The following is a 13,876-nucleotide window of genomic DNA, read 5'->3' as shown; positions in this document are numbered from 1 at the left end:
CGCGCATATATATCGAGGCGCTCGCGCACGGTAGCGGCTTGCTCAAACACCTCTCGCGGCGCACGGCCGGCATCGCAGTGTGCGCACGCGCGTATCGCTGCGATCGAACGACGACAAGGCGCGTAACAAGGTCGCTGGACCGTCCACGGGCCTCGCACCGTCCAGCAAATACTCGTCGTGCACGGCACGGAAAACCGCCGTATATAGAGTGCCGAGTCGTTGAGCAAATAGGCCGTGGGCACGACAGAAGGCCCGCGGTTCAAAGCACCAACGGACGGAAAAGAAACTACCGGAAGATATCGCGCCGGAGACGCTTATTGCGCACGGGGCACTGAACGGGGTTGCGGCTGCGATTGTGAAGACGGCTTGCCGCCGCCAACTGGCACCGGGATATAGGGCGCGACAACAATCGGTATCGACGAATTGGGCGCCAACTCCGTGGGCGTCGCAATGGGCTGTGCCCCGACAATTGGCTGCCGCGAGAGCGGCGCAGTCTGCAGCACTGTGCCGCTCTGGCCGTCGCTTATCCCGCTCTGCGAGTCGAGTATCACGGGCTTGCGAGCGTTGTTGCTCGACGCGGCGAAAGTCGCCGGTACGGCGAAGGCCATTGTCAGCGAAGCCGCGACGGCCGTGACAAGGACAGATCTGAGCGAGTGGGCAGGAAGCATGGGCGGACCGGTTGAGTTTGAAAATGCCGGATTGCGCGGAAAGCGCTTTACCTTACCGCGGCCGCAACCGCCAGGCTAGTTGTTATTGGCCATGAGCAGCCTTAAAGCACCACTTGCCGTGAAGTTTTCGCGGTCCAGATGTGACAAAGCCCCGTCTATACGGGGCTCTACACTTTACTGCGATGGCTGCGCACGAGCGCTGCCGGGTCAAGCTTGATGCAGCTGAAACTTACAGCGAGTAGCCGTTGGTTTCGAGCGAGCGGATGCGCTGTTCGAGCTGAACGATATCCGACGACGACGCCAGGTAGGCTTCACGACGGCTGCGTTCTGCAGTTTCAAACCAGGTGCTCAGCTTTTCAAGTACGTATGCAAACATGATGTTCTCCAAGGATCAGATTGAATCCCCGGTGAGTTCTGCATCAGGGATTTCCCTCAAAAGGGTTAACCCGAATTATATCCCTATGGTGCAACCTTGCTAGTGAAATGCCCGCATGACGTGCATTCCGTTTTGGAATGGTGCACGCCTGTGGTGCACTTAAGTTATTGATTTATCTAACTTCAAGATGACCTTTTTGAAGTCGTCGATATCGCCCCAAATTATTTTGCACCATAATTGTGCTTTTGGCCGCCTGGTTGCGACAAATCTTGCGACAGGTTGCACCCAATGCGTTCAAATCGGATGACAACCCTTCCCCGACACCAGATCGGTGTCGGCGAGCCGCTCGATAATCGGGCAATCCGGGCGCTCGTCGCCGTGGCAATGATCAGCCAGATGCGCCAATGTGTCGCGCATGTCGGTCAACTCGGTAATACGGCGATCAAGCTCTGCAACGTGCTCCAGCGCAATCGCCTTCACTTCAGCGCTGGCGCGTGACCGGTCGTGCCACAACGCCAACAGGCGACGAATGTCTTCCACCAGAAAACCAAGACGGCGCGCCTGCCGGATGAAGCGCAGCGAATGAACCTCCTGCGGCCCGTATACGCGATAGCCGGCGCTTGTACGCGCTTTCGCCGCCAGCAAGCCCACGCTCTCGTAGTAGCGAATCATCTTCGCCGTGACGCCCGACGCGCGGGCCGCTTCACCGATGTTCATGACTGTTTCCCCAGTGTGTGTTTCGATCGTACACCTTCCCATCGTGGGAAGGTCAGCTACTCAATTACGTATCGGCAGGCATAATTCAATCATCGCAATCTTCATTTTTTCGAGGCAATCCCGATGACGATCGAATTCCAGGTAGAAGGCATGAGCTGCCAGCATTGCGTGGCGGCGGTCACGAACGCGATCCGTGAACACGATGGAGCCGCTCAGGTCCGGATCGACCTGGCATCCGGCCGCGTGGCGGTCGAATCAGCACAATCGGCTGACACCCTGAAAGCCGCTATCGACGAGGCCGGCTACACGGTGACCGGCGTGACCAGCGGCTCGGCCCGCTAAGCGAGCGGCCGCCATGTTCAAAGTTGCCGTCATTGGTGCTTCCGGACTGCTCGGTCGGGCGCTCGTCGACGAACTGACACGGCAGTCCGGTTGGCAAGTTGTCGCCACGGCGTTCAGCCGGCCGGGTCCAAATACGGTCGCGCTGGATATACGCGACGCGCGGGCGGTCGAGCAATTTGTCGAACTCGAAGCGCCGGACGCACTCGTGATTGCCGCAGCGGAACGCCGGCCGGATGTGTGCGAGCACGATCCGGCGCTCGCTCGGGCATTGAATGTCGATGCAGTGCGCACTCTGGCCGCGGCGGCAAAGCGGCGCGGCACATGGACGCTCTCGATCTCAACCGATTACGTGTTTGACGGCACGCACCCGCCCTATCGGCACGATTCCGCGCCCGCGCCGCTCAACGCCTATGGGCGCAGCAAACTTGAAGGCGAGCGAGCGCTGACGGAATCCACCGATCTCGGCTGCGTGCTGCGTTTGCCGCTGCTGTATGGGCCGATCGTCGATTGGGCGGAATCGGCGGTGACAAGTCTCGTGCCGGCGATTGCCGCATCGGCTTCACACGAAGGCAAGGCGGCCGTCATGGATGCATGGGCGATTCGCTATCCGACCTTCACGCCTGACGTCGCGTTCGTGATCCGACAGATGCTCGAACGGCATGCGCGTGGCGAAACAATCCGCGGCACCGTGCAATGGTCGGGCGACGAGCCAATGAACAAGTATGAAATCGCAGTGCGGCTCGCAGAAGCGCTGCAAGTCGGCGCGCAACTGACACCCCAGCTCACGCCCACCGACGCTACGCCACGTCCGCACAACTGCCACCTGGCGTCGGATCGGCTCGAGGCACTCGGCATTGGCCGCCGCACGCCGTTCGACGTTGCGATCCGGCAGGTGCTGGCCGCGTTTCCGTGGAGAGGTGAGACGGCGGCATAGTTGCCCGGCAGTGAGCTTAATCACGGCCCATGCTCCCGCGTTTCGTGGTGAGGCAAAACGTCGGCGTAGCGCCCGGCAGCGAGCTTGACCACGGCAGGTGTCGCCCGCGTTTCCGCGGTCCGACGACACGCCTGCCTGGTCCGGACCCGCAAGTTAGTCGCGACAGGTACTGCTTCCGTTTCCATGAGCCGCTGGTATGTCGGCATGACATCCGGGCAGGTCAGGCAAGCCAAGCCACGGCAGGTTGGCGTCAGTGAAAATCACGGCTCGCCGTGGCCAGTTCGCCGAGCCACTCGCTATGATCTTCGAGTCGATGCGCGACGAGATGAACCACTTCGCCCTTCTGCTTCTGTTTCGCGTTGCCCGCTTTATGTGCGTTCACCACGCTGCCAGCGCTGTTGCCACCGGTAGAAACACCGTCATCACGCTGCAAGACGCCATACACCGCCAGCAACGATGACCCCAGCAGCACCTTGCGCTGCTTTTCCACCAGCGCTGGCCAGACGATCACATTGATCGAACCGGTTTCGTCTTCGATGGAAACGAACACGGTGCCGTTTGCCGTACCCGGCCGCTGCCGCACGGTGACGATGCCGCAGGCGCGCGCCAGCGTACCGTGCCGGCACGCGGCAAGTTCGGCCGCCGTACGAAAACGCTGACTGGCAAGACGCTCGCGCAATAGTGCAAGCGGATGGCGATTGAGCGTAAGGCCGATGCTCGCGTAATCGTCGACGATCTCGCGACTTTCGGCTGCCTGCGGCAATGCCAACGGCGCTTCGGCAATCGGCGCGTCGCGCAGCAACCTGGGCACCGAGTGCTGCGCGGTCACCGCCCACCACGCTTCGCGCCGATGACCTGCAATGCTGACCAGCGCGTTCGCCGCTGCAAGCGCTTCGAGATCCCGCCGCGTCAATGCCGCGCGACGCGTCAGATCGTCGACGTCGGCAAACGGCGCGTCGCTGCGGGCCGCCATGATCCGTTCGGCAGCCACCTGTGAAAGACCTTTGATCAGATGCATGCCGATGCGCACTGCCGGGCCACGCGCCCCATAGGTTTTCGACGATTGGAATACGCGTGCAGTCAGCTGTTTTGTCGCGCACCGGATCGTCCGGGCCACCGTGAAACGTTTTAACGACAGATCGCGTAATTGCTGCGCGGATAATATGCCCTGCTGACGACGCAAACAGGTCTCGCTCGATGAAATCCGCTGCCCTTCATGGCCGCGTCTTTCGAAGGTCGATTCCCAGTCGCTCAATGTCACGTCAGGCGGCAATACCTTGACGCCATGACGCTTCGCATCCTGCACCAGTTGCGACGGCGAATAAAATCCCAATGGCTGACTGTTGAGCAACCCCGCCAGAAAAGCAGCCGGCTCATAACGCTTCAGCCACGCACTGAGATAGACGAGCAAGGCAAAGCTCGCGGCATGGCTTTCGGGAAAACCATACTCGCCGAAACCTTCGATCTGTTTGCAGATGCGCGCGATAAACTCGGGCTCATAGTCTCGTTTGAGCATGCGCTCGGTCAGATCCTGCTGATACTTCGCCAGATTGCCGGTGCGCCGCCACGCAGCCATCGCGCGCCGCAATTGATCGGCCTGCTCACCAGTGTAGAGCGCGGCGACCATCGCGAGGTGCATCACCTGCTCCTGGAAAATCGGTACGCCGAGCGTACGCTCGAGCACGGGGCGCAACTCATCTTTAGCGTAGTCCACCGGCTCCAGACCTTGCTTGCGACGCAGATAGGGATGCACCATGCCGCCCTGGATCGGTCCGGGCCGCACGATCGCGACTTCGATTACGAGATCGTAGTACTTGTTCGGCCTCAGCCGCGGCAACATGCTTTGCTGCGCACGCGATTCGATCTGGAATACTCCAATCGTGTCGGCATGGCCGCACATCTCGTAGACGGCCCGATCCTCGCGCGGAATATCCTGCATTCTGAATTTCGGCAAGCCGCGCCGCAATGCGACGAACTCCAGCGCACGCCGGATAGCCGACAACATGCCGAGCGCCAGCACGTCGACTTTCAATAGATTGAGCGCATCGATATCGTCCTTGTCCCACTCGATCACGCTGCGGTCTTTCATCGTCGCGTTCTCTATCGGCACGAGTCGCGACAGCTTGTCTTTCGCGATCACGAAACCACCGACGTGTTGCGACAGATGACGCGGAAAATTGCGCAATTCCTTGGTGAGGTGGATCAGATTCTGCGTGATGTGCGAGTTGGCATCGAAGCCCGCTTCAGCCAGGTATTGGGCGACCGCATCCGTGCCGTCCCACCATTGCTGCGATTTACTGATCCGCTCGATCAATGACGCTTCGAGTCCCAACGCCTTGCCCACGTCCTTCAGCGCACTGCGCGCGTGATACGTAATCAGCGACGCAGTCAACGCCGCCCGATGACGGCCGTACTTGCCGTAGATATATTGAATCACTTCTTCACGACGCTGATGCTCGAAATCGACGTCGATATCAGGTGGTTCGTTGCGTGCGCGCGAGATGAACCGTTCGATCAGCATATTCATACTTATCGGATCGATCTCCGTCACATGCAGGCAATAACACACAATCGAATTTGCAGCCGAACCACGACCTTGGCACAGGATGTTTCTGGAGCGAGCAAAGCTCACGATATCGTGTACCGTCAGGAAATATTTTTCGTATTTCAGCTCGGCAATCAGCTGCAATTCTTTTTCGATCTGCTTGATCCCCTTGAGATTCATGCCATCCGGCCAACGCTCAACTGCACCGGCCATGACCAGCTTGCGCAGATAGCTTGATGGCGATTCACCGGTGGGCACCAGCTCTTCCGGATACTCGTACCTGAGTTCGTCGAGCGAGAAACGGCATAGGGCTGCAATACGCAGCGTTTCTTCGAGCGTATCGCGCGGATACAGCTTGGCGAGCCGCACGCGAGTGCGCATATGCCGCTCGGCATTGGCCTCGAGCGCGTGACCGCACGCCGATAGCGGCGTGACGAGGCCGATCGCGGTCAGGGTGTCCTGCAACGGCTTGCGCGATCGCACATGCATCAGGACGCCACCTGCTGCCACCAGAGGCAATCCGCTTGCTTTCGAAATCATCCGCAACGCGTCGATCTGAAGATCGTCGCTGCCGGTTTGCCAGAGTTCGAGCGCGATCCATGAGCGTTGCGGAGCCAATGAGGCGAGCCAATGCGCGCAGCGTAGCGTGTGCGAGAGCGTCGCCGTGCGTTGCGGCACGAGGATCAGGACGCAATCGGGCAAGGTCCTGAGATGTTCGAGATGCGGTAACGCATCGGTGAAATCGGATGGGCTGAGGCGATAGCTGCCTTTGTCGGCACGCGAGCGAGCGAGTGTGATCAGTTCGGAGAGGTTGCCGTAGCCATTGCGGTTGGTCGCGAGAGCTATCAGTGTGCAGAACGGGTTGCCTGCATCGTCCGTCAGATTGAGCTCGCTGCCGATGATGAGGTGAGGGATCGGTTTTAGCGCCTCTTGATCAGGGGCTTTTGAGGTAGGGGTTTCTTGTTGGAGGGTTTCTCGTTGGGAGGTTTCCGGTTTTGTGGTCGTCGACTTTGACGCTTCTTCTAAAGACGCTTCTGCTTGCGCAGCTTTCGCCTTGTCTTCGAGTTCCTTCTTTTGGCGGTCTCGCTCCTGTTCGATTTCTCTCACCGCGGTATGCGCGCGCACGACGCCCGCCAGCGAGCATTCATCGGTAATCGCAAGCGCGCTATAGCCGCACGACATCGCCCGCTCGACCAGTTCATACGGATGTGAAGCGCCACGCAGAAACGAGAAATTAGTCAGGCAATGCAGCTCCGCATACGGCGGTAATTGGGCCGCAAGCGCCTGCTCGAATAAGAATGTGGGCTGGGAATCTGCCATGATGCTCAGCCGAACAAACCCTGCAAATACCACTCGCCACCAAGACGTTCTCGATATACCCAGAACATATGGCCACGATCGTCTGCCGCAACGTAATAATCCCGTTCGACGCGGTTACCGTCCCACCATCCTGCTTCGATCCGTTCGGTACGCGTGAGCATTTTTAGCGGCCGACGATAGACCGGCCGCTGGTCGCGCACCATCAGGCGCAGCGGTTTATCGAGCATCCAGACAGGACGAGGCTGCGATGGCAATGCACTGTCAGGCAGATCGAGCGAAGCTTGAGCATCAGCCGCTGGTGTTACGAATATGCGGTTGCTTTTAGCGTCACTCGTTTTTTCAGCGTGTGGTGATATGTGTTCTGCGTGTTCTGCCTGCGTCGCCACACCGCCGTCTCCATGCTCAGGCTCCAATGCAGCCCGCTGCAACTCATCGGTCAGCCAGGTTTTATCCGCTTTGATTTTTGTCTTGGCTTCCGCGGACGAACGCGCCTTGCGCGAAAACGCTTGCGCCTGGTAGGCCTCGACGCGCATTGCCCGCTCAGGCCGATGATCATCCTGCACCGCCATCTGCAGCACGTTCTCCGGCCCCAAACGCGCGCTTAAGCGTTCGAGCAAACGTGCAATCGAATCGCAGTCTGATTCCGGCATGGGAAACAAAGTATCCGACCGCCCTGCATACTCATCGATCTGATCCGCGACCAGTTTCAACTCGATCACGGGCGCCACCAGAACCGTCTGATTCAACTTCTCACGCAACAGCCAGATCAGATGCTCGGCATCGCGCGACGGTATGGCCCACGCGACCTTCAGACTCGATGTTTGCGGTGCATGACGGGATGCCAATTCATGTTCAAGCACCAACGTATAACCACTGAGCGCTGCATGATGCGCGCTCAACCATCCGGCCAGTTGCACAATCAACCGACGTGCGGCGAACAGTAGTGCATCGGCATTATCGACCCGCGACGGCAACTCCAATTGAGCATGAAACGATGCCGGCGCGCGAAACGATTCGCGTGGATCCGGACGTGTGCCATATGCCTGGGCCAGCAGATCCAGAATGCCACTGCCGAAACGCCGCACGACACCCGACCTTGGCAACTGACGCAAGTCCGCCAATGTCGCGCAACCGACATGTGCAAACGCATCGCGATGCGCCTGCGAGACCGGCAGCAACGACACGGATACGCGGTCGAGCACCCTCGCAAGCGACGTTTCCTTTATCACATGCCAACGATGCCCCTGGCGATCGGCATGTGCCTGCGCCAAGAGCCATGCGCCCCAAGCTGTCGGCGCGCATGCGATACGCGCCGTATAGCCGAATTCAGCCACTGTCGCGGATACCCGTGACAACAACGCGCGTAAACCGCCAAACAACCGCAAACCAGAGCCGACTTCCAACAACAAGGTGTGCGCGTGCGCGAGCGACACCTTCGGTGTGTATGTCAGCAAAGCGAGCGCCATCGCTTCGAATGCCGAGGTTTCGCGGTCTGTATCCGCGGAAAGCATCTTGAGACCAGGAGCCAATGCCAATGCGTACGAGCGCGAATGGCCCGCATGCACCCCAGCACGCAATGCGTCGAAATCCGGCATCAGGATGTGTGCGTGATCGGCCAGCGCATAGCAGCGCACCTTGGTGACATCTTCGGCACCAGGAGGTTGGCTTGCCGCATCGCCTGACTTACACCGATTCGGTTTCGCGAGTGAACCATCCGGGAGCGGCTCGAGAGGCTTCACCGCTTCCAGTGGCAATAGTGGCAATGTGACTGCGATCCACAACATGTTTGATCTCTCGCCCTTGATTGCTGCCGCCCCTGCTTTCTGGCAACAAGACGCTTTGTAACGGCAAAATAAGTCGCAGAGGCTCAGCTAGCGGTGGCCCGCGGCGCTTGAAGATGTCGATCGAGATGCCAATTTCCTGCAACCATTGACGACGATTGATCGTCTGCGCATTGACCGGCAAGAGCGGCTCGCAAATCATTCGCAATGGCGCCGCCGACGATTGCGTAGCTGCCTCGACAGGCCTGATCAAAAATGCCAGCGATGCCGACTCCTGAGCGGCCACCTGCAGACGCCGAACCTTGTCGGCGTGCGCATTCGGCAGCCATACCAGCACTGCGCCGATGCCATCCTGCTTCAATGCCTGAGCAGCCGCCCACAGCGCCTGATCCTCACTCGAACGCACCCATAAGACGCGTTCGACATCGATACCCCAAGCCCTCAGTGCCGAAGCACAAGGTTGGTAAGGGGGCGCCACGAGCATGACGTGCCGTTCAGCTTGTGCCGTAAGATGCCGAAGCGCGCGGGCCAACAGGCGCAGTTCACCGACTCCACCATGTTCAATCAACAATTCCGTCAGGCCACCAGCCGACCAGCCCTGCCCAGGTAACAGTTGATCCAGTGCGACATACCCGCTGGAAATCACTCGAGGGTCCGTTTCGGCAAGCTCATTGCCCTGCCACACCTGACGCCGCAATTGCGACGACAACGTCGTCGTCGCCAGGTGAACCGCTGCAGCCATAGATACGCTCATTCAATAAGGAATGCTCCACCCTGCCCGGCACCGGATAGGCATGGGGTGACGCATTTTTACTGTATATTTATACAGTATTTGGAGGCAGATGTTAAGACAAGCCGATGCACAGAAACGAGCGCAGGAAGGAAATGGGGAGGGGGATGAAGTTGTTTTTGCTGCAGATTTCTCGCCTGAGGGGGAACTGCCTTTTAGCACTGCTGTTAAGCGAACAAAGCCGAAGTTAGAGCATGTTCGGGGAGGAGTGAGAACAAAGAGGCCGCGCACGGATGCTGTAGATGTGGGCAAGAACTGCCGGGTTACGCGAGCGTGCTGCGGGTCGGGAAGGAGTGAGCGCCGGGGAACCGGCGCGTACCGGGCGAAGTTGCGTGGCGCCGGGGTTTTCCGGTCCGGCCATGGCTGCCGAACGGACCGCCGGTCTGCGCACGACCCTGAAGGCAGATTTGAAGAAGAAGGGTAGATCGTGCCTGCGCAAGGCAGTGGGCGGACTGTCGCGGTCGTGATGGCATGGCAAGGCGCAGCCGCGTAGCGGGTCCGGGTCTGCTTTGCCGGGCCGGTTGCTGCCGCCGTAAACGCAGAAACCCCACCTTTGCGGGGTGGGGTTTCTGTTGCTGCAGGGGAGCCTGACGATTACCTACTTTCACACGGGAATCCGCACTATCATCGGCGTGGAGTCGTTTCACGGTCCTGTTCGGGATGGGAAGGGGTGGGACCGACTCGCTATGGTCATCAGGCATGACTTGTTGCTGTAGTGCCTTGGGGCAAGACAGCCAATCTGGAAGAAGTAGTTTCTGGTGATGCTCACCAGAGGGAGATTCGGGGGTTGTGTTGTTTCCGGCACAACACTGATCTCAACCTGTGTGCTGCCCCCTGCGGGGGTTGTTTCGGCTAAGCGCTAAAGCGCAACCCGAAACGAAACACACCTGTTATAGGATCAAGCCTTACGGGCAATTAGTATCAGTTAGCTTAACGCATTACTGCGCTTCCACACCTGACCTATCAACGTCCTGGTCTTGAACGACCCTTCAAGGGGCTCGAAGCCCCGGGGATATCTCATCTTAAGGCGAGTTTCCCGCTTAGATGCTTTCAGCGGTTATCTCTTCCGAACATAGCTACCCGGCGATGCCACTGGCGTGACAACCGGTACACCAGAGGTTCGTCCACTCCGGTCCTCTCGTACTAGGAGCAGCCCCCTTCAAATATCCAGCGCCCACGGCAGATAGGGACCAAACTGTCTCACGACGTTTTAAACCCAGCTCACGTACCTCTTTAAATGGCGAACAGCCATACCCTTGGGACCGGCTACAGCCCCAGGATGAGATGAGCCGACATCGAGGTGCCAAACACCGCCGTCGATATGAACTCTTGGGCGGTATCAGCCTGTTATCCCCAGAGTACCTTTTATCCGTTGAGCGATGGCCCTTCCATACAGAACCACCGGATCACTATGACCTGCTTTCGCACCTGCTCGACTTGTCGGTCTCGCAGTTAAGCACGCTTATGCCATTGCACTATCAGCACGATTTCCGACCGTACCTAGCGTACCTTCGTACTCCTCCGTTACACTTTGGGAGGAGACCGCCCCAGTCAAACTGCCTACCATGCACTGTCCCCAGTCCGGATAACGGACCAAGGTTAGAACCTCAAACAAACCAGGGTGGTATTTCAAGGACGGCTCCACGCAGACTGGCGTCCACGCTTCATAGCCTCCCACCTATCCTACACAGATCGGTTCAAAGTCCAATGCAAAGCTACAGTAAAGGTTCATGGGGTCTTTCCGTCTAGCCGCGGGGAGATTGCATCATCACAAACACTTCAACTTCGCTGAGTCTCGGGAGGAGACAGTGTGGCCATCGTTACGCCATTCGTGCAGGTCGGAACTTACCCGACAAGGAATTTCGCTACCTTAGGACCGTTATAGTTACGGCCGCCGTTTACCGGGACTTCAATCAAGAGCTTGCACCCCATCATTTAATCTTCCGGCACCGGGCAGGCGTCACACCCTATACGTCCACTTTCGTGTTTGCAGAGTGCTGTGTTTTTATTAAACAGTCGCAGCCACCAGTTTATTGCAACCCCTTCACCCTTCTGGCGCAGGCCAGTCAAGCTACAGGGGCGTACCTTATCCCGAAGTTACGGTACCAATTTGCCGAGTTCCTTCTCCCGAGTTCTCTCAAGCGCCTTAGAATACTCATCTCGCCCACCTGTGTCGGTTTGCGGTACGGTCCTGTTAAACTGAAGCTTAGAGGCTTTTCTTGGAACCACTTCCAGTTGCTTCTTCACCTAAGTGAATGGCCTCGCACCCTTGAATTCCGCGCCCGGATTTGCCAAAGCGCCTTCTCCAATGCAAGGACCGGGACTTCCAACACCCGGACAACCTTCCGCGATCCGTCCCCCCATCGCATTTAACAATGGTGCAGGAATATTAACCTGCTTCCCATCAGCTACGCATTTCTGCCTCGCCTTAGGGGCCGACTCACCCTACGCCGATGAACGTTGCGTAGGAAACCTTGGGCTTACGGCGAGGGGGCCTTTCACCCCCTTTATCGCTACTCATGTCAGCATTCGCACTTCCGATACCTCCAGCACACTTTCCAGTGCACCTTCGCAGGCTTACGGAACGCTCTCCTACCATGCACATAAATGTGCATCCGCAGCTTCGGTATATTGCTTAGCCCCGTTACATCTTCCGCGCAGGACGACTCGATCAGTGAGCTATTACGCTTTCTTTAAAGGATGGCTGCTTCTAAGCCAACCTCCTGACTGTTTTAGCCTTCCCACTTCGTTTCCCACTTAGCAATATTTGGGGACCTTAGCTGGCGGTCTGGGTTGTTTCCCTCTTGACACCGGACGTTAGCACCCGATGTCTGTCTCCCGTGATTGCACTCTTCGGTATTCGGAGTTTGCTATGGCGTAGTAATCCGCAATGGACCCCACAACCATGACAGTGCTCTACCCCCGAAGGTGATACACGAGGCACTACCTAAATAGTTTTCGGAGAGAACCAGCTATTTCCAGGTTTGTTTAGCCTTTCACCCCTATCCACAGCTCATCCCCTAACTTTTCAACGTTAGTGGGTTCGGACCTCCAGTACGTGTTACCGCACCTTCATCCTGGCCATGGATAGATCACCTGGTTTCGGGTCTACACCCAGCGACTGAACGCCCTGTTCGGACTCGCTTTCGCTACGCCTGCCCTAATCGGTTAAGCTTGCCACTGAATGTAAGTCGCTGACCCATTATACAAAAGGTACGCCGTCACCCCTTGCGAGGCTCCGACTGTTTGTATGCATGCGGTTTCAGGATCTGTTTCACTCCCCTCCCGGGGTTCTTTTCGCCTTTCCCTCACGGTACTGGTTCACTATCGGTCGATCACGAGTATTTAGCCTTGGAGGATGGTCCCCCCATCTTCAGACAGGATTTCACGTGTCCCGCCCTACTTGTCGTACACCTAGTTCTTTCAAACTGTTTTCGTCTACAGGGCTATCACCTGCTATGGCGGCACTTTCCAGAGCCTTCGACTAACAATAAGAATAAAGAGTACAGGCTGATCCCATTTCGCTCGCCACTACTCTGGGAATCTCGGTTGATTTCTTTTCCTGCGGTTACTTAGATGTTTCAGTTCACCGCGTTCGCTTCACGTAACCTATGTATTCAGTTACGGATACCTCAAAAGAGGTGGGTTTCCCCATTCGGACATCGACGGATCAAAGCTCGTTTGCCAGCTCCCCGTCGCTTTTCGCAGGCTACCGCGTCCTTCATCGCCTGTGATCGCCAAGGCATCCACCACATGCACTTGTTCGCTTGACCCTATAACGGGTGTGTCTCATGTGTCATTCACTGGGAATGCCACCTTCGCCACAATCGCTACAGGTTGAGTATTCGTGTTGCGCCGTATTCCAAAGCAATCTTTCGATCACTTAAAAATACATTGATACAATCACAACCCTGATTCACCTACTCACACACCCATCTCTAAGTATGCTTTCGTGAATCTCTTTACTACTTCTTCCTGATTGTTAAAGAACGACAGCCGATATCACGATTGCTATAACCGCGTATCACTCTGACTGGCTCAATCGCCAATGCCTGTTTCACTACACCGCAAACCCCTTTCAGGGCTTGCCGCAGTAAAACCGGCATTGAAGATTGGTGGAGGATGACGGGATCGAACCGACGACCCCCTGCTTGCAAAGCAGGTGCTCTCCCAGCTGAGCTAATCCCCCAGTCATGCACAGATAGCATCATCACACTTCAGGGTTCATCGACTAGCGCAGCCATCGCAGACAAGACAATGGTGGGTCTGGATGGATTCGAACCATCGACCCCCGCCTTATCAAGACGGTGCTCTAACCGACTGAGCTACAGACCCCTCAGTCTGTCTGACTTACTGTCCTAATTCACAGCCGATAAGCGTGAGCGCTCAACGCATTGACACGT

Annotated in this window: 8 protein-coding genes, 2 tRNA genes and 2 rRNA genes; 2 read left to right on the top strand and 10 right to left on the bottom strand. The window is 57.6% G+C overall.

Features of this window, described 5'->3' with window-relative positions:
- Positions 1-314 precede the first annotated feature (314 nt).
- The 3 genes from ACOSV0_RS05670 to cueR form a co-directional block, all read right to left on the bottom strand.
- Positions 315-668, bottom strand: a complete 354-nt coding sequence (locus tag ACOSV0_RS05670; protein WP_434109264.1) for a hypothetical protein — start codon at positions 666-668, stop codon at positions 315-317.
- Positions 669-897: 229 nt separating this feature from the next.
- The gene (locus tag ACOSV0_RS05665) at positions 898-1,044 is read right to left on the bottom strand and encodes a DUF3563 family protein (protein WP_074284875.1); all 147 of its coding nucleotides are present in this window, start codon (positions 1,042-1,044) and stop codon (positions 898-900) included.
- A gap of 294 nt (positions 1,045-1,338) precedes the next feature.
- Complete coding sequence (cueR, locus tag ACOSV0_RS05660) at positions 1,339-1,761, bottom strand: Cu(I)-responsive transcriptional regulator (RefSeq protein ID WP_097391913.1); 423 nt, start codon at positions 1,759-1,761, stop codon at positions 1,339-1,341.
- A 123-nt stretch (positions 1,762-1,884) separates the two neighbouring features.
- Between cueR and ACOSV0_RS05655 the strand changes: the two genes are divergently transcribed.
- Both ACOSV0_RS05655 and ACOSV0_RS05650 read left to right on the top strand, forming a co-directional pair.
- On the top strand, positions 1,885-2,103 hold the full coding sequence (locus ACOSV0_RS05655; protein ID WP_434109263.1) for a heavy-metal-associated domain-containing protein: 219 nt from the start codon (positions 1,885-1,887) through the stop codon (positions 2,101-2,103).
- Between the two features lie 13 nt (positions 2,104-2,116).
- Positions 2,117-3,037 (top strand): dTDP-4-dehydrorhamnose reductase family protein, encoded by a 921-nt coding sequence (locus tag ACOSV0_RS05650; protein WP_434109261.1) that lies wholly within the window; start codon positions 2,117-2,119, stop codon positions 3,035-3,037.
- Between the two features lie 250 nt (positions 3,038-3,287).
- On the opposite strand, the gene ACOSV0_RS05645 is transcribed toward ACOSV0_RS05650, so the two are convergent.
- From ACOSV0_RS05645 to ACOSV0_RS05615, 7 genes are all read right to left on the bottom strand, one after another.
- Positions 3,288-6,902, bottom strand: a complete 3,615-nt coding sequence (locus ACOSV0_RS05645; protein ID WP_434109260.1) for an error-prone DNA polymerase — start codon at positions 6,900-6,902, stop codon at positions 3,288-3,290.
- Between the two features lie 5 nt (positions 6,903-6,907).
- The gene (locus ACOSV0_RS05640) at positions 6,908-8,686 is read right to left on the bottom strand and encodes a Y-family DNA polymerase (RefSeq protein ID WP_434109259.1); all 1,779 of its coding nucleotides are present in this window, start codon (positions 8,684-8,686) and stop codon (positions 6,908-6,910) included.
- Complete coding sequence (gene imuA / locus ACOSV0_RS05635) at positions 8,586-9,425, bottom strand: translesion DNA synthesis-associated protein ImuA (RefSeq protein ID WP_434109258.1); 840 nt, start codon at positions 9,423-9,425, stop codon at positions 8,586-8,588. Before imuA ends, ACOSV0_RS05640 begins: the two co-directional genes overlap by 101 nt.
- Positions 9,426-10,058: 633 nt before the next feature.
- Positions 10,059-10,171, bottom strand: a 5S ribosomal RNA gene (gene rrf, locus ACOSV0_RS05630).
- Between the two features lie 196 nt (positions 10,172-10,367).
- Positions 10,368-13,246: ribosomal RNA gene (locus ACOSV0_RS05625) — 23S ribosomal RNA — on the bottom strand.
- 340 nt (positions 13,247-13,586) lie between these two features.
- Positions 13,587-13,662: transfer RNA gene (locus tag ACOSV0_RS05620), tRNA-Ala, on the bottom strand.
- A gap of 69 nt (positions 13,663-13,731) precedes the next feature.
- A tRNA-Ile gene (locus ACOSV0_RS05615) sits at positions 13,732-13,808 on the bottom strand.
- Positions 13,809-13,876: the final 68 nt, after the last annotated feature.

This window comes from Paraburkholderia caffeinilytica, from assembly GCF_051027425.1.
Lineage (GTDB): Bacteria > Pseudomonadota > Gammaproteobacteria > Burkholderiales > Burkholderiaceae > Paraburkholderia > Paraburkholderia caffeinilytica_A.
Note: the sequence above shows the minus strand (reverse complement) of the source record. Positions and strands in the feature narration are given on the sequence as shown.

What these genes read in the sequence shown, in the direction of transcription:
- ACOSV0_RS05640 (WP_434109259.1), bottom strand. Translation starts at nt 8,686, where the DNA reads ATGTTGTGGATCGCAGTCACATTGCCACTATTGCCACTGGAAGCGGTG.
- ACOSV0_RS05670 (WP_434109264.1), bottom strand. Translation starts at nt 668, where the DNA reads ATGCTTCCTGCCCACTCGCTCAGATCTGTCCTTGTCACGGCCGTCGCG.
- ACOSV0_RS05650 (WP_434109261.1), top strand. Translation starts at nt 2,117, where the DNA reads ATGTTCAAAGTTGCCGTCATTGGTGCTTCCGGACTGCTCGGTCGGGCG.
- ACOSV0_RS05665 (WP_074284875.1), bottom strand. Translation starts at nt 1,044, where the DNA reads ATGTTTGCATACGTACTTGAAAAGCTGAGCACCTGGTTTGAAACTGCA.
- cueR (WP_097391913.1), bottom strand. Translation starts at nt 1,761, where the DNA reads ATGAACATCGGTGAAGCGGCCCGCGCGTCGGGCGTCACGGCGAAGATG.
- ACOSV0_RS05645 (WP_434109260.1), bottom strand. Translation starts at nt 6,902, where the DNA reads ATGGCAGATTCCCAGCCCACATTCTTATTCGAGCAGGCGCTTGCGGCC.
- ACOSV0_RS05655 (WP_434109263.1), top strand. Translation starts at nt 1,885, where the DNA reads ATGACGATCGAATTCCAGGTAGAAGGCATGAGCTGCCAGCATTGCGTG.
- imuA (WP_434109258.1), bottom strand. Translation starts at nt 9,425, where the DNA reads ATGGCTGCAGCGGTTCACCTGGCGACGACGACGTTGTCGTCGCAATTG.